The organism is Salmonella sp. SAL-020 (assembly GCF_017372215.1).
GTDB lineage: Bacteria > Pseudomonadota > Gammaproteobacteria > Enterobacterales > Enterobacteriaceae > Salmonella > Salmonella enterica.
The window spans coordinates 3,249,956-3,270,593 of record NZ_CP071690.1 but is presented as its reverse complement, the minus strand read 5'-3'; the positions used below and the strand labels follow the sequence as shown (position 1 = coordinate 3,270,593).

Sequence of the window (20,638 nt, the reverse complement as noted above, 5' to 3'; positions counted from 1 at the left end):
CACCAGGGTTAACGCACAACCAATACCGGCAGCGTCGCATGGCGCACCACGCTTGAGGCGTTAGATCCCAACAGGTGTGTCGTGATAGACGGATTACGCGAACCGATTACCACGACATCCGCATCCAGTTCTTCGCCCATCTCATTGACGACATCGCGCACGCTACCAAAGCGAACATGCGTTTTAATTCGTGAAGGATCGATACTGAAGTGTCCCACCATCGTTTGCAGACGCGTTTCCGCCTCATGCTGTAAATGTTCTTCAAAGCGACGCACGTCGGCGGCAAAGCGATGCAGACTCATGCTCGCGGACCCAGGCAGTACATGCAACAGATGAATGACGCCATCCTGTTGCGCCAGAAACTCAGCGTGGCGAATGGCTTTATCGCTAAGTTCCATTTCAAAAACATCAACCGGCATAATGATTGTCTTATACATACCCGTTACTCCCTGTTAATCAATACTGAATTTATTCAAGCATATAATAATGTTTCTTTCTGCTATTCGTCTGGCAATTTTAAATATTACGGCAACCTGACGTTAAAAAAGTCGTGTATTTTCCAGGAAAAATCCTAAAGCCGCCTGTTTTGCCGGCAGTCTCTCCGGGATAGCTACCCTTTTATAGTCGAACGCAACATTCACCGTTACCCCGGAGGCTGCATGAAAGCATTGACGTATCACGGTCCACATCACGTAAAGGTTGAAAACGTACCCGATCCCGGCATTGAGCAGCCTGACGATATCATTTTGCGTGTTACCGCCACCGCGATTTGCGGATCTGATTTGCATCTCTATCGCGGCAAGATCCCACAGGTAAAACATGGCGATATTTTCGGCCATGAGTTTATGGGCGAGGTGGTGGAAACCGGACATGATGTGAAGAATATTCGAAAAGGGGATCGGGTCGTTATCCCGTTTGTCATTGCCTGTGGTGACTGCTTTTTCTGTCGGCTACAGCAATATTCAGCGTGTGAAAACACTAACGACGGACACGGCGCGACGATGAATAAAAAACAGATCCCACCGCCGGCGGCGCTGTTTGGGTATAGCCATCTGTATGGCGGCGTTCCCGGCGGACAGGCCGAATATGTTCGCGTGCCAAAAGGTAATGTCGGTCCATTTAAGGTGCCGCCGCTGTTATCTGACGATAAAGCGCTGTTTCTTTCTGATATTTTGCCTACCGCCTGGCAGGCGGCAAAAAATGCCCAGATTCAGCAAGGTTCCAGCGTGGCGGTTTTTGGCGCAGGGCCGGTAGGATTACTGACTATCGCCTGTGCGCGACTGCTGGGCGCGGAGCAGATCTTCGTCGTTGATCACCACGCCTGGCGCCTGCGTTTCGCCGAAGAACGTTACGGCGCGATACCGATCAACTTCGATGATGAGAACGATCCGGCGGAAAAAATCATCGAGCAGACGGCAGGACACCGCGGCGTGGACGCGGTAATTGATGCCGTAGGCTTTGAAGCGAAAGGCAGCTTGACGGAGACGGTTCTGACGAACCTTAAACTGGAAGGCAGCAGCGGCAAAGCGCTGCGACAATGTATCGCGGCGGTCAGACGCGGCGGCGTGGTCAGCGTGCCCGGCGTGTATGCCGGTTTTATTCACGGCTTTTTATTCGGCGACGCCTTTGATAAGGGGCTAACTTTTAAAATGGGTCAAACCCATGTTCACGCGTGGCTGGGAGAATTATTACCGCTTATTGAAAAAGGGTTGCTGAAGCCGGAGGAGATTGTCACGCACTATATGCCGTTTGAAGAGGCGGCGCGCGGCTACGAAATTTTCGAAAAACGCGAAGAAGAGTGCCGAAAGGTTATCCTGGTGCCGGGAGCGACGTCGGCACAAGCGGCGCAGAAACAGGCGACGGGAGTAATCAACCCGATGCCAGGCGGCGTTGTCTGAAACAGGCAGAAATGAAAGGGCTAACGGAAAGAGGATGCGCAGGCATCCTCTGTGTAAACGCATTAACGCTTATGCAGATGGTTTAACGCAGGAAGTCGCCCGCGGCTTCAGGCTGATATTCGAGTTCCAGCACTTCGAGATGGGTGGAGGCGCCGCCCGGCAGTTCCCAGTGAATGGTGTCGCCGACGCGCAGTCCCAGCAACGCCGCGCCGACGGGCGCCATTACCGAAAGCTGGGTACTGCTATCCGTCATATTGGCGGGGTACACCAGCGTCCGCACGCGTGTTTCACCATCGCTCAAATTGCGGAATTTAACGCGGCTGTTCATGGTGACGACATCGTTCGGCATCTCTTGTGGCGAACACATTTGCGCGCGATCCAGTTCGGCGTTGAGCGCGTCGGCAATCGGCAGATCCGCATACGCAGGCTGTTCCAGAAGACGATCAATACGTTCGGCGTCAAGGTCGTTAATGATAATAGTGGGTCTGGACATTTCTTACTCCATGTCATCGATACTGCGAGTAGTGCAGGTAAATGGTCCCAAAAGAAAACCCTCACCGTCTGGCGGCGAGGGTTTAACTCTCATGATGATACTGAGACTTACCCCGTCTTTGAAGTGATTTAGTTCACATTCGGGTAAATCCTCAAACGTCATAGCCCTGAGTGAATTTTAGTCTACATTCGGGCGTGTTCTCAAATGTGGCTACGGTTTTAAACCTCTGCTTCGTCAATAACCGGCTTTATCGATAATAAACTGTTTCCCGCAGTTGCCGGGATGCGGCTGCGGCTGGAATGAGGCAGAGGAGAGCGGGGCGTTAATCATCGACGCCTTTAATGAAAACTGAATCTCTGTTAAATAGGCGGGATTGCCATGGCAGTTTACTTTAACGGCTTTGACATTATCCTGGCCCCACATTTGTGCGACGACGCTATCAAACTCAGCGCGGCTAACGGTTTTGCCGTAATTATCCGTCAGAAACTGCCCCAGCGCGCTGTCTTTTATCGCCTTATCCAGCCGTATCATGGTGCCGAAATAGGCATTGGGATCAAACCCGAAACAGGCGCCATGTTTGGCATATTCGTAGCGCTCCAGACAGGAATTCCCCCCCGCGCCGGGCATCACTTCCTTAAGCGCTGTCGCGATGTCAGGCGAAAGTCCGGGGGTGGGGGCTGAGCATTTCCGGCTGGCCTTGACTTCAGGCAGATTCGGGATTGGCCGCGTCGCACAACCAAAGCGCTGCCAGCGTCTCTGGTCAACACCGCGTGCGGCGATAGATTTGGGTAATCCTGGCCACAGGCCGTGGACGGTCAGAAAGTCTGCTTTGTTGGCTGGCTCTTTTTGCAGACGGCACTCATCGGGCTCCCGATGGCGGCGTTCATGCTGGCTTTGACAAAAACCGGTTTGCCAGGAAAGCGCCAGCACATAGTCAGTGAAATCACCGTACTGTTGCGCCTGAAGTTCGTCGGCGTTGGCGGCAAAAATCGGGGTTAAGAGGGCAGCCAGCAGCGGACTGTAATGCCATATTGTGTTCATGATGAATTCGATAATTTATACACATTATGAATGTTACCCATTTAATCATAAAAAATGCCGCTCAGGTGAACCTGAACGGCATCATTTTTAACCTGCGTTGGCGTAATGTTTAATTCCACATTGCCAGAATCGGCCAGCCCACCAGCAACAGCATCGCGATATAGATAACGCCAAAGATTGCGCCAAGCCGCCAGTAGTCTCTGGATTTCACGTAACCGCAGCCGTAGATAATCACACCAGGGCCGGTGGCATACGGCGTCAGACAGCCCATGATACCGATAGACAGCACCAGCAGAATACACAGTTGTTCCATCGGAACGCCCGGAATGCCTTTACCCACCGCCAGAATGACCGGCAGCATGGTCGCGGTGTGAGCGGAAAGACTGGCGAACAGATAGTGCGCGAAATAGAACACCAGTACCAGTACAATCACGGTTGCATCCGGCGAGAAACCTTCCAGATGCGTACTCATGGTATTGGCGAACCAGTCAATAAAGCCGGAGCGGGTTAAGCCATTGGCCATGACCACCAGCGTAGCGAGGTTCACCAGGGTGTTCCAGGCGCTGTTGTAGCGCGTAATATCTTTCCACGGCACAACATGCAACGCCAGCATCAGCGAGACGGCCAGCAGACCCACGGCAGTGGCGTTGATGATTTTTCCACCAAAAACCCACAATCCTAAGCTAAGCAGCACCAGGCCAATCAGCGTCCACTCTTTGCGGGACAGACGCCCCATGTTTTTTAACTCGCCGCCAGCCCAGGCCGCGACTTCCGCACTGTGGGTCACTTCAGGTTTATAAAGTACATAGGAGAGCCACGGCGCAACGATCAGTAAAATAATCCCTACCGGCAGAAAGCTGAGAAACCACTGCAGCCAGCTAATCTGGACGCCAGCGATCTTGCTGACGAACTCCAGACCTAATACGTTCGGGGCCGCGCCAGTGACAAACATCGAAGAGCTCAGGCTGGTACTGATCACCATCATCCACATCAAATAACCGCCGATGCGGCGTGCGGAAGGATCGTTTGGAAACGATTTAAACAGCGGCGGCAGGTTCTTGATGACCGGGAAGACAGTCCCGCCGGTACGAGCCGTATTGGAGGGAGTAAACGGCGCCAGCAAAATATCGATAATGACAATCGCATAGCCGAGCGTCAGCGTGCGTTTACCCATGAATTTTACCAGAAACAGCGCAATGCGGCGCCCCAGCCCGGTCACTTCGTAGCCCAGCGCGAAAATAAACGCGCCGAAAACCAGCCAGACCGTGGTGCTGGAGAAACCGGCAAGCCCCCATTTCAGCGCCTGTTTACTGGCGTTAAACGCCGGATCGGCCAGTTCCGAAGCGTCAAATAGCAGGTAATTGCTGCCGATAACGCAAATGGTTACGGCGATAAAACTGATCGCTGTCGCCGGGATCGGCTCCAGGATCATACCGACAATCATCGCGACGAAAACCGCAAAATAGTGCCAGGCCTGCGGCGGCATACCATCTGGAACAGGAATTAGCAACATGACGCCCATCACCACTAATGGGGCCAACAACTTCCATATATTATCTTTGGATAAAGACATAAATGACTCTCCGGAAAGGATATTTTCTATAATTGTGTTAATGATTAACTTGCGAAATTTGCGCTAAAAACCAGGTCACGATCAGCAGATCGGCGCTACCGCCTGGGCTGAGATTGCGTTCAATGCATTGCTGATCGAACCGGTGGAGATAAACGAGATCGTCAGGCGTCCGTATGCCGCCCTGATGTAATAAGACCGCCGCCTGCTGCTGTAACCAGCGCAGACCGTCCGCCCCGCCGCGCGACGCGACGTTGGTATCGCCGTTAAGCGACATCAGCAGCAGTAAGGTATCAAGCAGCGCCAGTTCCGGATCGCGCCCCTGCGCCAGCAATGCGCGGTAGTGCGGTAACGCGTGGCGGATGACCAGCGGATAGCCCGCTTCCGCTTCGCCGCGCGCGCCAGTTAATCCCAGTTGCTGATACAGCCGCTGACCTGCGGTGAGCTGTAGGTTGTTCTGGCGCAGTTCGCGCGTGGTCAGGCCGCGGCAAAAATCGGCGGCGGTAGCGCAGAGTGTTTCTGCAGCGATCGGCTGGCGTAGCTGATACAGGCGGCCAATGGCGGCGCACAGTAACCCCAGCGAGAAAATGCTGCCTTTATGGGTATTGACGCCCGCCGTTGCGCGAAACATCGCTGCTTCACAGGCCATCCCCAATGGACGCAGGCCCGCCAGAACTGACTCTGGCGGCAGGCGCGTGCAGCTGGCGCCATATTCCATAAAGCGCGGCAGCCAGTGTCGAATCGCCTCCGCGCTGCGGTGAAAATCCGCCAGCGCCATATCTTTGTGCGCGCCGCAGTTTAGTCGGTCTACCAGACCGGGTTTTGGCGATAAATTTACCTCGGTCAGCATGGCGCGCCAGGCCAAATCGGCCCAGGCGTCATACAGCGACTGAGGCTGAATGGAGGCGTTAGTCGGGTTGGCGGGAATCGGCATCATGCAGCAGCGCCTCCATATGAATCAGTAAATCAGTCAGCGCGTGGGTTTTACCCCGCGCGCATTCAGCCGCGCTTTGCCCGCACAGCAGACAGCGGCGGGCGGGAAGCGCGAAATGGCGGCGGGAGAGTATTTCGCCTTCCGCCGTCAGGACATCGATATCCCACAGGCGCCCCAGTGGATAACGCTGTTCAAGTGCGATGGTCGCCTGTTTGAGCGCCTGAGCGGGCGCGTCAATCGCTAGCAGCCCTTCCGGCCCGCTGGCGGAAGCCAGTGCAGCCTGCTCCCGGATAGTCCAGCCATACTCTTCTGCCAGCGTGTGCAGGGCAGTCACGCCGTGATTAAAGATCCGGCGGGTTAACGCGCTGTCTTTTATCGGGCCTGGCGCCACCACGGTAAAGGAGACCAGTGGAGTGGCGTGGCGCGTTAGCCAGGCGCGCTGTCTTGCTTGTCTCTCATCCCGGCTGGCGAGCAGCTCAGGAATAGAAACGTCGTGACAGGTGGCGAGTTCAGGAAACAGGCGCATGGCTTATTCCTTCACCTGATGCACCACATCGATCACTGAACCGTCGCGATAACGCACGACAGCAATCACGCGGTCGGTGAATTCGATAGGGCGGGGCTGACCGGTAAGCAGTTGCGCGCGTTCGCGCAGCCACTCAATCGATACCACTTTCATTCCCGCTGCTTGCAGTCGTTCAGCCAGCTCCGGACGCGCCGGGTTGACGGCGATACCGTGATCGGTGACCAGAATGTCGACGCTGGAGCCTGGTGTGACGCAGGTGGTGACGTTATCAACCAGCGTTGGGATGCGACCGCGCACCAGCGGCGCGACGATGATGGACAGCGCCGCCGCGACGGCGGTATCGCAGTGGCCGCCGGACGCGCCGCGTAGAACGCCGTCGGAGCCGGTCAGCACGTTAACATTGAAGTGGGTGTCTACTTCCAGCGCGCTCAGCACCACCACGTCCAGACGGTCGACGGAAGCACCTTTAGAGCCCCAGTTGGCGTACTGGTTAGCGCTGATTTCGATATGGTTCGGGTTGCGGGCCAAAGATTGCGCAGCGTTACGATCGAAGCTCTGCACGTCAAGCAGTTTGCGGATTAAGCCCTTTTCATGCAGGTCGACCATGGTGGCGGTGATACCGCCCAGCGCGAAATTAGCCACAATGTTGCGGCTACGCATTTTGTCTTCCAGGAAGCGGGTGACCGCCAGCGATGCGCCGCCGGTGCCGGTTTGCAGGGAGAAACCTTCGTTGAAGTAGCCGGAGTGAGCAATGACTTCCGCCGCGCTGCGGGCGATCAGCAGTTCACGCGGATTAGTGGTCATGCGGGTCGCGCCAGCGCCGATTTTGTTTGCATCACCGACTTCTTCGATTTGCACGATCAGATCAACCTGATCCTGAGCGATGCTTGCCGGGTTATGCGGATACGGCAGCAGTTGCTCCGTCAGCATCACGACCTGCTTCGCGCTGTCGGCATCCACCATCGCGTAGCCCAGTGAACCGCAACAGGCCTTGCCGGTATAACCATTAGCATTACCGAATTCATCGCAGGAGGGCACGCCAAGAAACGCAACATCAATGTTGAGTTCGCCGCTTTGTACCAGATGTACACGACCGCCGTGGGAGTGAATCTGAACCGGCTCAGCCAGCAGGCCGCGAGAAATTTCTTCCGCCAGCGGGCCGCGCAGGCCTGACGTGTAGATGCGGCTGACCACCCCGTTACGAATGTGTTCAACCAGCGGCGCGTGGCAGTCGCTCAGCGAGCTGGAGGCCAGGGTCAGATTTTTGAAGCCCATCTTCGCGATGGTTTCCATCACCAGGTTAATCGTCAGATCGCCGCCGCGAAACGCGTGGTGAAAAGAGAGCGTCATGCCGTCGCGTAAACCGGAACGGCGGATGGCCTCTTCCAGGCTGGCGCACAGTTTGTGGTCGCGCGGTTTTTGCGCTTGTAGATCCAATTTTGCCGCACTTTGGTAAGCGCTCAGTTCGCTTTCAGCGTGACGGCTCCAGGCTGCTACGCGATCCTGGCGTTGAGATTCATTTTTCTGCGTCATTTTTTTGCCTTATTCTTCGCGAATACCGGAAAGTTCTGCACGGGAGAGCACCAGACGGGCGCGTTCAATCACCGGGCTGTCGACCATCTTGCCGTTAAGGGAAACGACGCCGAGACCTTCGCGGGCGGCGGCTTCTGCGGCTTCAACGACCAGACGCGCATGGGCGACCTCTTTACGCGTCGGCGCATAAAGGTTGTGCAGCAGTTCGATCTGGCGGGGGTTGATCAGTGACTTACCGTCAAAGCCCAACTGTTTAATGTGGGCGGCTTCTTGCAGGAAACCGGCTTCGTTGTTGGCGTCGGAATAGACGGTATCGAAGGCCTGAATGCCGGCGGAACGCGCGGCCTGCAAAATGGCGCAGCGGGCGAACAGCAGTTCGGTGCCTTCCGGAGAGCGTTCGGTGCGCAGGTTGCGAACATAGTCTTCCGCGCCCAGCGCAATCCCGATCAACCGTTCAGAGGCGTGGGCGATTTCTACCGCGCGGGTAATACCCAGCGGCGATTCCACGGCAGCTAACAGGCCGGTACTGCCCGGTTCGCGACCGCAGGCGTTTTCAATGCGCAGAATTTCGTTTTCGATATCAATGACGTCCTGCGCGGTGTCGGTTTTCGGTAAACGCACCACGTCCGCGCCGCCGCGCACGACCGCTTCCAGATCGTTGACGCCCCATTCGGAATCCAGCGCATTCACGCGGACAATGGTTTCGACGTCACGGTAAAGCGGGTGTTGCAGCGCGTGATATACCAGACGGCGCGCCGCATCTTTTTCGCGTAATGCAACGGAGTCTTCCAGGTCGAACATCAGCGCGTCGGCCGGGTAGATAAACGAATTGCTCACCATCGCCGCGTTGGCGCCCGGTACGAATAACATACTGCGGCGGGTGCGGGTTTTACGTTGTTGCAGAGAGGCGGAAATCATTGGCGATCCTCCCAGGGCAGAGCGGCAATACCGCTGGCGCGCGCCAGTAGCGTTTCCAGTCGGGCGCGCAAAATGCAGTCCAGAGCGCCTTTATCATCGACGTTCAGTTGTACGCCGCGCACGTCGTAGCGAGAAAGCACCTCCAGGATGGTGGCGCGAATGGCCTCGCCAAACTGTTTTTCAACGCTACTGTTGATTTGCAGGTCAATATCCTGCGTATCGAGCGGCGCAATGCGTATCATCACATCGCCGGACTCAAGCGTGCCTGCGACGGCTAGCTGGTTTATTTTCATTTTTCACCTGTTGCTAAGACGGGGGACTTTTGACGGGCTGCCGCGCTGCCCGGATGGCGTTCGACCATGCCCTGCAAATAGCGCAGGGTGGCGTCGGGAACCAGCGGCGCGATAGCCGTGAGATCGTGTTTAACCAGCAGCTTGCGTACCCAGGAGGCGGATATCGGCGTCTCCTGGAAGCAAAGCCGCTCTATTTCCACCAGCGTAATGGGTGGGGCGGGAAGCGTTGGCGTCTCCAGCCAGAAACGCATATCAAGGTTGTACTGGGCGGTAACGGTGCAAAACGGTTCCGTACCGACAAAGCGGTGTGTGATGCCAAGCGCGGGCGCCAGATACTGGCGAAAAATCTTCAGGTCGATTTCGGTATAACAGTGATTAATGACGCTCTGCTCTTTAATGAAATAGCAGGGGAACGTCGCCCGAGAAATAATGTATTCGGAGCCGCGGTGAACGGTTAAGCGCGGGATATCGGTGGTCCCTTTAAGAACCAGATCGAGTCGGTCTTCATAGGGAAAGCGTGATGTATCTTCTTTGACCAGGAACAGATGCAGCCAGTCGCACTGTGCCGCCGCCTGTTGGATCAGATAGCGATGGCCGTGCGTGAAAGGATTGGCGTTCATCACAATACAGCCAATTTTCTTTCCCTCATGACGCAATGTCGCCAGCGATTCCGCATACCGTTTCAACCGGGTCGCGCTATTTTCCATTAAGACCATTACGCCAGGGACGCTGGCTATCGTCGAAAAGCTGCACTGTTTAAACAGCGCTTCGTATTCCGTTTTGGTATAAATAAAAAGATGGGTGCAGTGCCGCTCCCAGGCGAGATTAATCAATTCCGTCGCCAGCGTTAACGCTAAGCCTTCGCCGCGTACTGATTCGCTAATGGCCACGCATTTAATGATATTTCCGGCAATACCGCCGCAGGCAATAAGACGGTCATCACGGCTGACGGTAATAAACACTTCTACAGTGGTATCGACGCTTAAATCATTCTCTTTGAGAAAGTGAGCGATCTCCGCCATTTTTTTATTTTCAGAGCGTTTTACCCGAGTGAATACATTATTGCCAAACATAGTAAGAAATATCCTGGTGATATGCTTGTTGCCACTTTTCTGTATATGTTGCGCTGTGTTGCAACTTGATAACTTTTTCTTTTCAGTCAGAGTGGGAGTTTTTTTATGACGAGTTATTTATTTTTCTCTCTGACGTATACATCGTAAGGAGTATTTTGGTGGTAAATTTTGATTTATTTCACAAAGCGTTAGATGGTTTTTAAGTGTTTTATGGTTTTAAGTTTTTTAATTAATTTAATCGCCATTCCGGCGGTGGGTTTTAGTTGTTTAATTGATTTAATGTGGGGAATCTGTAACGATTGGTTTTTATATGCATCAAGATGCTGAAAACATTTTTATTACATTTGCGATAAATCTGAAGAAAAATGCCCATAAGGAACCTTAATGTCCTATCAGAAAAATAAAAAGCTGTTTCCTTTTTTTCGGCAACTCGCGTTTCCGTTACGTATTTTTCTGCTCATTCTGGTGGTTTCTGTTTTCATCGTGGCAGCGTTAGCACAATATTTGTCTGCCAGTTTCGAAGATTATCTGGCGTCCCATGTTCGTGATATGGCGATGAATCAGGCAAAAATTATTGCTTCTAACGACAGCATTATCGCTGCCGTAAAAAACCGGGACTATAAACGCCTGGCGATAATTGCGAATAAACTGCAGCGCGGGACGGATTTTGACTATGTGGTGATAGGCGATCGCCACTCGATCCGGCTTTACCATCCGAATCCGGAAAAAATCGGCTATCCCATGCAGTTTACGAAACCCGGCGCGCTGGAAAGAGGAGAAAGTTATTTCATTACCGGTAAGGGCTCAATAGGGATGGCGATGCGCGCCAAAACGCCTATCTTTGACAACAAAGGCAACGTGATCGGCGTTGTTTCAATTGGCTATCTGGTCAGTAAAATCGACTCCTGGCGGCTGGACTTCTTATTACCGATGGCGGGGGTTTTTGTCCTGTTGCTGGTGGTATTAATGCTGCTTTCCTGGTTTTTCGCCGCGCATATCCGCCGACAAATGCTGGGCATGGAGCCGAAACAGATTGCGCGCGTGGTACGCCAGCAGGAGGCGTTGTTTAGCTCGGTTTATGAAGGGCTGATCGCCGTTGATCCGGAGGGACATATTACCGCGATTAACCGCAGTGCGAGAAAAATGTTGGGGCTGCCGTCGCCGGGGCGTCAGTGGCTGGGCAAGCTGATCGCGGAAGTCGTCAATCCGGCAGACTTTTTTACCTGCCAGATCGCAGAAAGACGCCAGGACGTGATGGCCAACTTCAATGGCCTGAGCGTCATCGCCAATCGTGAGGCTATCCGTTCCGGCGAGGAGCTGCTGGGCGCTATTATTAGTTTTCGCAGCAAAGATGAAATCGCGACGTTGAACGCGCAGCTAACCCAGATTAAACAGTATGTTGAGAGCCTGCGCACGCTACGCCATGAGCACCTGAACTGGATGTCGACTCTGAACGGCCTGCTGCAAATGAAAGAGTATGATCGGGTCAGAGAGATGGTGCAGGGCGAATCGCAGGCGCAGCAGCAACTTATTGATAGTTTACGCGGCGCCTTCGCCGATCGTCAGGTGGCCGGTTTGCTGTTTGGCAAAGTTCAGCGCGCGCGTGAACTGGGGCTCAAGATGGTGATTGTTCCCGGCAGCCAGCTACATCAACTGCCGGAGGGGCTGGATAGCACGGAGTTCGCCGCCATCGTCGGGAATCTGCTGGATAACGCGTTTGAGGCGAGTTTGCGTACACAGGAAGGCGACAATACCATCGAACTTTTCCTGAGCGACGAGGGCGACGAGGTGGTGATAGAGGTCGCCGACCAGGGCTGCGGCGTTCCTGAAGCGCTGCGGGAAAAAATTTTTGAACAGGGCGTAAGTACCCGAACCGACGAACCCGGTGAGCATGGTATCGGGTTATATCTGATTGCAAGTTATGTGGGGCGCTGTGGCGGGGTCATTACGCTGGAAGACAATGATCCTTGTGGCACCTTATTTTCTTTATTCCTTCCGAAAGTGAAAAAAAACGATGACAGAACCATTAACCCTATTGATCGTTGAGGATGAAACGCTGCTGGCGGAGATGCACGCAGAATATATCCGCCATATTCCTGGCTTTAACCAGATATGGCTGGCGGGCAATCTGGCGCAGGCGAGAATGATGATTGACCGGTTCAAACCTGGATTAATTCTGTTAGATAATTATCTGCCGGATGGGAAGGGGATTACGCTGCTGCATGAATTAATGCAGTCGCGCTATCCCGGCGGCGTCGTGTTTACGACCGCCGCCAGTGACATGGAGACGGTAGCGGAAGCGGTACGTAGCGGTGCGTTTGATTATCTGGTCAAACCTATTGCTTATGAGCGTTTGGGGCAGACGCTGACCCGCTATCAACAGCGCAGACGTATGCTGGCGAGCGCGGATAGCGCAAGTCAGAAGCAGATAGATGAAATGTTCAACGCCTATGCGCGCGGCGAACCGAAAGGGGATTTGCCGACCGGTATTGATGCCTTAACCCTTAATGCGGTGATGAAGCTGTTTGCCGATCCAACCGTACGCCATACGGCTGAAACGGTCGCGCAGGCCTTAACGATAAGCCGCACCACATCCCGACGCTACCTGGAATATTGCGCGAGTCGGCACCTGATTGTCGCAGAGATTATTCATGGCAAAGTGGGCAGGCCGCAGCGTATTTACCACGGCGGCTAAGCCTGGTTTAAGATGCCGGGGCGATGTTTTCCCTCGCCCCGGCTTACGGTCTATCAGCCGCCAGTAACGGCGGAAGAGGCGCCTGGCACCATAATTTCCGTGGCGATAATGACGATCAACAGACCGACGATGACCGGAACGGACGTGCGCTTCACCACTTCAAACGGTGATATTTTAGCCATCCCGGCGACAGCGACCACGACGCCGGAGACCGGCGAAATCGTGCGCCCCAGGTTTGAGGCTTGCAGCATTGGGATAGATAAATAGGCTGGGTTGATGCCGGAGGAGTGCGCCAGTTTAGGGATCATCTCAACAAAGGCGTAAAAAGGCGCATTGCCTGAACCGGTGGTCATCGCGGCCAGCATGGTTAAAATCACTAATACCAGCATCAGAATAATGCTGGCGGAACCAAAAGAAGTGGCAATCGAGATCAGGCTTTGGATAAAGCCAATGGTGCTCAGCCCCTGGGCGAAAACGCCCGCCGCGACCAGCAGCATCACGACGCCGGCAAACGCATCCGCCATGCCGCGATAAGCCACTTCCAGGCCGGAAAACACATTTTGCGTGTTGAAGCCGCGCACGAATTCCAGCACGGCGGCCAGCAGCATACAGATCACCAGAATGGTAATAATGTGCAACTGCGGCCCCCATTTACCGTCAAAAATCAGTACGCCGATAATGGGCGTGAACGGCAAAAGGGCATAAAACGCCGGGGCCGTGGTGGTAATCTCCGCCACGTCCAGCATCTCATGTGAAATGTTCTCTTTTTTATCCAGATAGCGTTGCCAGAAAAAATGCGCAATCGCCATACCGATAATGGCGGCGATGGAAATCGGCAGCGTGGTTTTGAACGCGAAATCGATTAATGGCATCTCCGCCGCTTTTGCGGCTAAAACCACATCGCCAGACGTTGGCGAGAGGATGATGGCGGCCGGAGAGGCGCAAATAGCCGCCGCCGCGCCGCGGCTAATGCCGACGTTGACCATCACCGGGAAGAGAGTAGCCATGAGCAGTACGCCAAGCCCCGTCGCGGAAGAGACGGCCAGCGACATCAGGCAGGCGACAAAATAGGCGGCAATCATCAACAGGTAGGGCGAGTTTATGTACTGTAAAGGTTTCGACGCCAGCTTCACGACCATATCATTCGCGCCGATATGCGTCATATAGGCGGCAAAGCCGCATAGCATCATGATCATCATGCCAAGATCGCCGCCGCGACTCATAAGCAAAATTTTGATGTATTCAACAATATCTGTTGCGGTATAGCCGGTACTGGTTTCGCTGGCAGGTAATACCTTATGCCCCATCAGCGCGCTGATAATAAGCAGAACCAGACCGCCGACAAATAAAACGCCAGTGGCGGAATATCCCTTAATGATGTAGCGTGCTACACCCACAATAACGACGACTCCGATAAGGAGCTCTATAACTGTTAGCATTGTTTCCCCTGTCTTATCGACACCCAGAGTAAAAATAAGAACCACAAAAGTGGTATAAAAATGTACCGAATAAAGGATGGCGCCTTACTGATTAAAATCACGGCGCGGTTATTTTTTCATGTCATCACTAAAGATGAAATATGTTTATACGAATTTTCTGTAGTGCTATAAGTATTAATTTATTGTTATTTTATTGTTTTATTTGTTGTGCTTTGTTTTGTGTTTTTTGTGAAAGCTTATTAAGGAGCGCGTGACGGTTCTGAGTGCTAAATCAAACGCCGTTAACCCGATACTCTCTCAGATTATTCTCTGTTTATAGTTTGTTAAGATTTTATTCAGGTTAATGTTGTTATTATCACAGTCGAATTTTTGAACGGTATGTATGTTGCGATGATCATCAGAAAGTATTTTCTTATTATTGCTCTCCTTGTTATGCCATGGCTGGCTATTCCTTCAGTCTCTGCGGCGGATAAAGGGTGGTTTAACACGTTTACCGATAACGTCGCAGAAACGTGGCGACAGCCTGAGCATTATGATTTGTATGTCCCCGCCATTACCTGGCATGCGCGCTTTGCCTACGATAAAGAGAAAACGGATCGCTATAACGAGCGGCCGTGGGGCGTTGGTTTTGGTCAGTCGCGCTGGGACGATAAAGGCAACTGGCATGGCCTCTATATGATGGCCTTTAAAGATTCATTTAACAAATGGGAACCCATAGGCGGTTATGGCTGGGAAAAAACCTGGCGACCGCTGGAAGACGATAATTTTCGTCTGGGACTGGGCTTTACCGCAGGCGTTACCGCGCGCGACAACTGGAATTATATTCCCATCCCTGTGCTGTTGCCTTTAGCATCGATAGGCTATGGTCCCGCTACCTTTCAGATGACCTACATTCCGGGTTCGTATAACAACGGAAACGTCTATTTTGCCTGGATGCGTTTCCAGTTTTGACGGAGAAGGGCATTGTTCTGTTGTGAATTAAAAAGCCTTAAAAAACAATAAGTAGATAGGGTTAGTTAAAAATTAACGCGATATTTATCACTTTTTCGCAAAGTTCGACTGGACAAAATGCATCACAATTGTTGTACTGGTATCCGACACAGCATTTGTGTCTATTTTTCATGTAAAGGTAATTTTGATGTCTAAGATTAAAGGTAACGTTAAGTGGTTTAATGAATCCAAAGGATTCGGTTTCATTACTCCGGAAGATGGCAGCAAAGACGTGTTCGTACACTTCTCTGCAATCCAGACCAATGGTTTTAAAACTCTGGCTGAAGGTCAGCGCGTAGAGTTCGAAATCACTAACGGTGCCAAAGGCCCTTCCGCTGCAAACGTAACTGCTCTGTAAGCATACGTCCGACAGCAAGATTTCAAAACCCGCCCTTTCGGCGGGTTTTTTTTGCGCTTAACGCGCCGCTGCGGCGGAAAATAGCCAGAATGCCAGCGCCGTCATGGCAAACGAACCCAACAGGTTAATCAGCACATTCAGCAGCGCCCAGCCAAAGCGCCCCTCTTGCAGCAAGAATACCACTTCGGCAGAAAAAGTAGAAAAGGTCGTCAGGCCGCCGCAAAAGCCGGTCGTAATGAGCACTTTCCACATCGGATCGATATGTGTCATGCGGTTAAACCAGGCGAACCCCATGCCGATAATAAACGCGCCAAGCAAATTTGCTGTTAGCGTACCGATGGGAATCGCCTGATGAAGCGGATTAAAACGCATACTGAGCATCCACCGGGCTACGCTCCCCGTTCCACCGCCAATAAAAACTGCTAAAAGAAGCTGTAACACTGCCGAATCCTTTATTTAATTGCTATACAAGAGGAGTGTAACGCCGAACACGCATAATTGGCGAGTCCTGACAGAGGTGTGGGAGGGGATATGTTCGTTGCAGCCGGGCAGTTTGTGGTGAGTTCTGTATGGGAAGAGAATGCGCAAGTTTGCGTTTCGTTAATGGCTCAGGCGGCGGGCCGCGGCGTATCGCTTCTGGTGTTGCCTGAGGGGATATTAGCGCGAAATGACATCGACCTTGACCTGCCGATTCGCGCCGCGCAGCCGCTGGATGGCGCGTTTATGACGCGGCTTCTGGAAGAAAGCGCTCATAATAATATGACGACGATATTCACTATCCTTGTCCCGTCAACGCCTGGACGGGCGGTTAATATGCTGGTGGCGCTACGGGCGGGTCACATTGTCGCGCGTTACGCGAAGCTGCATCTCTATGATGCGTTTTCGATGCAAGAATCCCAAAGTATTGATGCCGGAACCGTTATCGCGCCTGTGCTGGACGTGGAGGGGGTTAAGGTGGGGCTTATGACCTGTTATGACCTGCGCTTTCCTGACATGGCGTTAGCGCTGGCTTTACAGGGGGCTGACGTATTGGCGCTGCCGACGGGCTGGGTTCGCGGCCCGTTGAAAGAGCAGCAGTGGTCGACGCTGCTGGCGGCGAGAGCGCTGGATACCACCTGCTATATGATTGCGGCCGGGGAGTGTGGTAATCGTAATATTGGTCAAAGTCGTATTATCGATCCGTTGGGGGTAACGATAGCCGCGGCAGCCGATCGTCCGGCGCTGATCGTCGCGGAAATATTCAGAGAACGAATAGATCAGGTGCGGGAGCAACTTCCTCTTTTGCAGCAACGACGATTTGCGCCACCGCAATTATTATGATGTTTTTTTACGCAAAGCTTGATTCACCTTGTTACAGATTGCTATTGTGTGCGCGCGTCGAAAGACCGTTAATATTCTCAGGTTAATCCGGCGCGTTACGCAGCCTGTTTTTAGTGAAGAAGGTATCTATGGGTGAGATTAGTATTACCAAACTGCTGGTGGTTGCCGCACTGGTTGTTCTGCTGTTTGGTACCAAGAAGTTACGTACGCTGGGCGGAGACCTGGGCACGGCGATTAAAGGATTCAAGAAAGCAATGAACGATGAAGACGCGGGCGTTAAGAAAGACGTCGACGGTAGCGTTCAGGCTGAAAAACTCTCGCACAAAGAGTAATAGCGCGATGCGCTTGCTCCGCAGAGTAAAAAAACCGGCGAGTTGCCGGTTTTTTTTGCCTGAAATGTAAGCGTCTATTACACGATCATTTCACTTCCATGCCTTTGGCCTGGAGATCAGCATGGTACGAAGAACGTACAAAGGGGCCACAGGCGGCATGGGTAAAGCCCATCGCCAGAGCTTCCGCTTTCATCTCGTCAAACTCTTCCGGGCTGACATAACGCTGTACCGGCAGGTGATGGCGGCTTGGCTGTAGATACTGACCAAGCGTCAGCATGGTAACGCCGTGACGGCGTAAGTCGCGCATAACCTCAATGATTTCCGCATTGGTTTCGCCTAAGCCCACCATCAGACCCGATTTTGTCGGAATTTCCGGGTGCGCTTCTTTGAAGCGTTCCAGTAATTTCAGCGACCAGTTGTAATCGGCGCCCGGACGAACCTGGCGGTAAATACGCGGCACGTTTTCCAGGTTGTGGTTAAACACATCCGGCGGCGTCGCGTTAAGGATATCCAGCGCGCGATCCATACGTCCACGGAAGTCTGGCACCAGCGTCTCTATTTTTATCTCCGGGCTTTTGGCACGGATGGCAGTGATGCAGTCAGCAAAATGCTGGGCACCGCCGTCACGCAGATCGTCACGGTCGACAGAGGTGATGACCACATAGCGTAGCGCCATGTCGGCGATCGTTTGCGCCAGTTTCTGCGGCTCTTCCGCATCCGGCGCAACGGGGCGGCCATGGGCGACATCACAGAACGGACAGCGGCGAGTGCAAATGGCGCCAAGGATCATAAACGTAGCGGTACCGTGGTTGAAACATTCAGCCAGGTTTGGGCAAGACGCTTCCTCGCAGACAGAATGCAGGCCATTTTTGCGCATTGCGGCTTTGATGCCCTGGATACGGGTAGAATCCGCCGGAAGTTTTATTTTCATCCATTCCGGTTTACGTAGTAGAGCGTCGCGCTCTGTGACCACATTTTTAACCGGGATAAGAGCCATCTTATCGGCATCGCGGTATTTTACACCGCGTTCCATCACAATGGGTTTACTCATAGCGTGCGTGTTCCAGTTGCGAATAACGAAGGAAAGCGTTTCAATTCAAGGGAAAGTTGTATTTATCAACTATTTTTGAATTTGTGACACGCAGTATATCATTGATAAGGGCCATAAAGCAGCCTGACAGCCCGGCAAAATGTAAAATAGTTGTTGTTTTGTGCTGTTTGCCCATATCTTCCGTGACCTGAATGCAACATTTTTGTCAGAACGCCTCACGGATGATATCAATGACGTTCTCCAGCACCGGATCGCGCAGACTCAGTTTATTGTAATGCAGCGAGAACTCGACCTGTTCACTATTCACCGGCGCGTAGGGAAGGCGTTCAAGCGGCCAGCAACGGCTAAATAAGTCGTAGAAGCGGGTGGGCATCAGTCCCAGCAGATCGCTGCTGGCGATCAGCGAGGCAATGGTAAAAATATTGTAGCTGCTAAAACTGATTTGCTGATCGGGAAATGTCTCCTGCAGTCGCTGGCGCAGCAGGGAAAGATGTTGTCCCTCCAGCATCAGAAAGGTGTGATCCGCGCTGTTCAGTCTCTCTTCAGTAATGGCGTTCGCCAGACACGGGTGATGCTGGCGGCAGACAATCTCAAGCGTATCGCTAAACAGGACGTGATGCTGGATGCTCCGGTTGTTATAGCTATGGGTATTGATAATGAGATCGGTCTGAAACTGACTAAGCTGGCTTTCGGCATCGTCTACCGGAATGTTGCGCAGCAAAAGCTGAGGATAACGCGGCCTGATGGCCTGGTAAATAACCGGCATCACTAGCGCGCCGACCGAAGGCGTCGTGCCAATTGTAATGGTGCGTTGCTTATCATAGCTGCCCGTAAGATCCAGGGCGCCAAGAATAGATTCCAGCCCCTGGCTGATGTATTCGTGCAGATGCGTAGCATACGTCGTGGGCGTTACGCCCTGGCCTTTGCGAATAAACAGCGGATCGGGAAATATAGTCCGTAATTTTTGAATGGACTGGCTGATGGCTGACGGCGTCAGGTTAAGAATTTTCGCTGCATTGACGATCCCTTTATGGACATATACGGCCTCGAAAATCGTCAACAGATTGAGGTCAATATTTCTCAGTGTTCTGAAAATTTGCGGTTTGTCTTGTAGGTGTTGATCGGCCGGTTGTCTTTCTGCCTGATTATTATCACTCACGCTCTGGCTCCGAATTCATTCGTATTATGAATAATAGATGAAATAGTATATTTTGCATTTATGAGTTGGTTTTAAAATTACTCTTATGAATGTATTTTTAGTCATTTCAATAAGATAAGTAACAGCAAGGCCGGGATTTTGTTCACGGAAAATTCCTCATCATGAGGACTGAAGAGGCCATGCCGCCTGGCGGCTACAGCAGGGATATAACGAAAATATAGAAAGCGGGGGGAGAAGTAAAGCATTCAAATCATATATGATTAATGACCCATAAATTTCTTGGGCCATTATATTTTACGCATTAAGCAGCAATATATTCATACGGTGGATTATTTAGCAGAGCTAAAATATTCGCCAGCAAGCGGGGCGCAATATTATCCGTGGTAGCGTCTTCCTTCCACTGCGTTATTTTAGCCATTTCCATGCCGGCATAACCACACGGGTTGATACGCAGGAAAGGAGAAAGATCCATGTTAACGTTTAGCGCTAAACCGTGGAATGAGCAGCCGCGACGGATACGTAAACCCAGCGAGCAGATTTTCTTTTCACCCACGTAGACGCCCGGCGCATCGGCGCGCGGATGCGCCTCAATACCAATTTCAGCCAGCGTATTCACCACGGTCTGTTCAAGTAGGGTGACTAAATCACGCACGCCCAGTTTACGTCGTTTCAGGTTAAGTAAAACGTACATTACCTGTTGGCCCGGACCATGATAGGTCACCTGTCCTCCACGATCGCTCTGCACAACGGGAATATCGCCAGGCATCAATATATGTTCCGCTTTACCGGCCTGGCCCTGGGTAAACACCGGGTAATGCTCAACCAACCAGATTTCATCATGGCTGTTTTCATCGCGCATATCGGTAAAGTTATGCATGGCCTGAGAGATAGCTTCATAGGGCTGAAGGCCGAGCTGGCGGACAAGGATTTTATCCTGATACAAAACGGCATCTCCGTAGAGAATGAAAAAAGAGAGGAAAGTATATCACAGCGGGGGAGGCGGGGAGTTACCCGG

22 protein-coding genes are annotated in these 20,638 nt (G+C 52.6%); 7 read left to right on the top strand and 15 right to left on the bottom strand.

What is annotated here, in order from left to right:
* Nucleotides 1-8: 8 nt before the first annotated feature.
* Nucleotides 9-437 (bottom strand): universal stress protein UspG, encoded by a 429-nt coding sequence (gene uspG / locus J1G48_RS16055; protein WP_000278499.1) that lies wholly within the window; start codon nucleotides 435-437, stop codon nucleotides 9-11.
* A gap of 222 nt (nucleotides 438-659) precedes the next feature.
* Here uspG and J1G48_RS16050 point away from each other — a divergent pair, with 222 nt between their 5' ends.
* Nucleotides 660-1,898: a zinc-dependent alcohol dehydrogenase gene (locus J1G48_RS16050; protein WP_000646124.1), complete on the top strand. Its 1,239-nt coding sequence runs from the start codon at nucleotides 660-662 to the stop codon at nucleotides 1,896-1,898.
* A gap of 82 nt (nucleotides 1,899-1,980) precedes the next feature.
* Here J1G48_RS16050 and rnk read toward each other — a convergent pair whose 3' ends face one another.
* From rnk to citC, 9 genes are all read right to left on the bottom strand, one after another.
* Nucleotides 1,981-2,391 (bottom strand): nucleoside diphosphate kinase regulator, encoded by a 411-nt coding sequence (rnk, locus tag J1G48_RS16045; RefSeq protein WP_000089748.1) that lies wholly within the window; start codon nucleotides 2,389-2,391, stop codon nucleotides 1,981-1,983.
* A 234-nt stretch (nucleotides 2,392-2,625) separates the two neighbouring features.
* Nucleotides 2,626-3,432, bottom strand: a complete 807-nt coding sequence (gene rna, locus J1G48_RS16040; RefSeq protein WP_001092577.1) for a ribonuclease I — start codon at nucleotides 3,430-3,432, stop codon at nucleotides 2,626-2,628.
* 109 nt (nucleotides 3,433-3,541) lie between these two features.
* Nucleotides 3,542-5,005, bottom strand: coding sequence for a citrate/succinate antiporter CitT (citT, locus tag J1G48_RS16035; protein ID WP_000059040.1), 1,464 nt, complete (start codon nucleotides 5,003-5,005; stop codon nucleotides 3,542-3,544).
* Between the two features lie 37 nt (nucleotides 5,006-5,042).
* Nucleotides 5,043-5,939, bottom strand: coding sequence for a triphosphoribosyl-dephospho-CoA synthase CitG (gene citG / locus J1G48_RS16030; RefSeq protein ID WP_000982655.1), 897 nt, complete (start codon nucleotides 5,937-5,939; stop codon nucleotides 5,043-5,045).
* Complete coding sequence (gene citX / locus J1G48_RS16025; RefSeq protein WP_001236063.1) at nucleotides 5,911-6,462, bottom strand: citrate lyase holo-[acyl-carrier protein] synthase; 552 nt, start codon at nucleotides 6,460-6,462, stop codon at nucleotides 5,911-5,913. The genes citG and citX overlap by 29 nt, the downstream gene beginning before the upstream one ends.
* A gap of 3 nt (nucleotides 6,463-6,465) precedes the next feature.
* Nucleotides 6,466-7,995 (bottom strand): citrate lyase subunit alpha, encoded by a 1,530-nt coding sequence (gene citF / locus J1G48_RS16020; RefSeq protein WP_000192324.1) that lies wholly within the window; start codon nucleotides 7,993-7,995, stop codon nucleotides 6,466-6,468.
* A 9-nt stretch (nucleotides 7,996-8,004) separates the two neighbouring features.
* Nucleotides 8,005-8,913: a citrate (pro-3S)-lyase subunit beta gene (gene citE, locus J1G48_RS16015; protein WP_000622342.1), complete on the bottom strand. Its 909-nt coding sequence runs from the start codon at nucleotides 8,911-8,913 to the stop codon at nucleotides 8,005-8,007.
* A complete protein-coding gene (citD, locus tag J1G48_RS16010) occupies nucleotides 8,910-9,206 on the bottom strand; it encodes a citrate lyase acyl carrier protein (protein WP_000700679.1) in 297 nt (98 codons plus the stop codon). Before citD ends, citE begins: the two co-directional genes overlap by 4 nt.
* Nucleotides 9,203-10,279, bottom strand: a complete 1,077-nt coding sequence (gene citC, locus J1G48_RS16005) for a [citrate (pro-3S)-lyase] ligase (protein WP_000467872.1) — start codon at nucleotides 10,277-10,279, stop codon at nucleotides 9,203-9,205. The genes citD and citC overlap by 4 nt, the downstream gene beginning before the upstream one ends.
* Before the next feature lie 384 nt (nucleotides 10,280-10,663).
* Between citC and dpiB the strand changes: the two genes are divergently transcribed.
* The gene (dpiB, locus tag J1G48_RS16000) at nucleotides 10,664-12,325 is read left to right on the top strand and encodes a sensor histidine kinase DpiB (protein WP_000121823.1); all 1,662 of its coding nucleotides are present in this window, start codon (nucleotides 10,664-10,666) and stop codon (nucleotides 12,323-12,325) included.
* A complete protein-coding gene (gene dpiA, locus J1G48_RS15995) occupies nucleotides 12,294-12,974 on the top strand; it encodes a two-component response regulator DpiA (RefSeq protein ID WP_000138786.1) in 681 nt (226 codons plus the stop codon). The genes dpiB and dpiA overlap by 32 nt, the downstream gene beginning before the upstream one ends.
* Nucleotides 12,975-13,027: 53 nt before the next feature.
* Here the strand turns inward: dpiA and dcuC are convergent, their stop codons facing one another.
* Entirely contained in the window at nucleotides 13,028-14,413 is a 1,386-nt protein-coding gene (dcuC, locus tag J1G48_RS15990) for an anaerobic C4-dicarboxylate transporter DcuC (protein ID WP_000958619.1), read from the bottom strand.
* Nucleotides 14,414-14,791: 378 nt separating this feature from the next.
* On the opposite strand from dcuC, the gene pagP reads away from it, so the two are divergent.
* A complete protein-coding gene (pagP, locus tag J1G48_RS15985; protein WP_000289055.1) occupies nucleotides 14,792-15,364 on the top strand; it encodes a lipid IV(A) palmitoyltransferase PagP in 573 nt (190 codons plus the stop codon).
* A 187-nt stretch (nucleotides 15,365-15,551) separates the two neighbouring features.
* Nucleotides 15,552-15,761: a transcription antiterminator/RNA stability regulator CspE gene (gene cspE / locus J1G48_RS15980; RefSeq protein ID WP_000034826.1), complete on the top strand. Its 210-nt coding sequence runs from the start codon at nucleotides 15,552-15,554 to the stop codon at nucleotides 15,759-15,761.
* 57 nt (nucleotides 15,762-15,818) lie between these two features.
* Here cspE and crcB read toward each other — a convergent pair whose 3' ends face one another.
* Complete coding sequence (gene crcB, locus J1G48_RS15975) at nucleotides 15,819-16,202, bottom strand: fluoride efflux transporter CrcB (RefSeq protein ID WP_000939753.1); 384 nt, start codon at nucleotides 16,200-16,202, stop codon at nucleotides 15,819-15,821.
* Between the two features lie 90 nt (nucleotides 16,203-16,292).
* Between crcB and J1G48_RS15970 the strand changes: the two genes are divergently transcribed.
* Nucleotides 16,293-17,081 (top strand): deaminated glutathione amidase, encoded by a 789-nt coding sequence (locus J1G48_RS15970; RefSeq protein WP_000495782.1) that lies wholly within the window; start codon nucleotides 16,293-16,295, stop codon nucleotides 17,079-17,081.
* A 128-nt stretch (nucleotides 17,082-17,209) separates the two neighbouring features.
* Nucleotides 17,210-17,413, top strand: a complete 204-nt coding sequence (gene tatE, locus J1G48_RS15965) for a twin-arginine translocase subunit TatE (RefSeq protein ID WP_000503938.1) — start codon at nucleotides 17,210-17,212, stop codon at nucleotides 17,411-17,413.
* 85 nt (nucleotides 17,414-17,498) lie between these two features.
* Here the strand turns inward: tatE and lipA are convergent, their stop codons facing one another.
* The 3 genes from lipA to lipB form a co-directional block, all read right to left on the bottom strand.
* Nucleotides 17,499-18,464, bottom strand: a complete 966-nt coding sequence (lipA, locus tag J1G48_RS15960) for a lipoyl synthase (protein WP_000042640.1) — start codon at nucleotides 18,462-18,464, stop codon at nucleotides 17,499-17,501.
* A gap of 205 nt (nucleotides 18,465-18,669) precedes the next feature.
* On the bottom strand, nucleotides 18,670-19,623 hold the full coding sequence (locus J1G48_RS15955; protein WP_001282824.1) for a YbeF family transcriptional regulator: 954 nt from the start codon (nucleotides 19,621-19,623) through the stop codon (nucleotides 18,670-18,672).
* 301 nt (nucleotides 19,624-19,924) lie between these two features.
* Entirely contained in the window at nucleotides 19,925-20,566 is a 642-nt protein-coding gene (lipB, locus tag J1G48_RS15950) for a lipoyl(octanoyl) transferase LipB (RefSeq protein ID WP_000284009.1), read from the bottom strand.
* Between the last annotated feature and the right edge of the window lie 72 nt (nucleotides 20,567-20,638).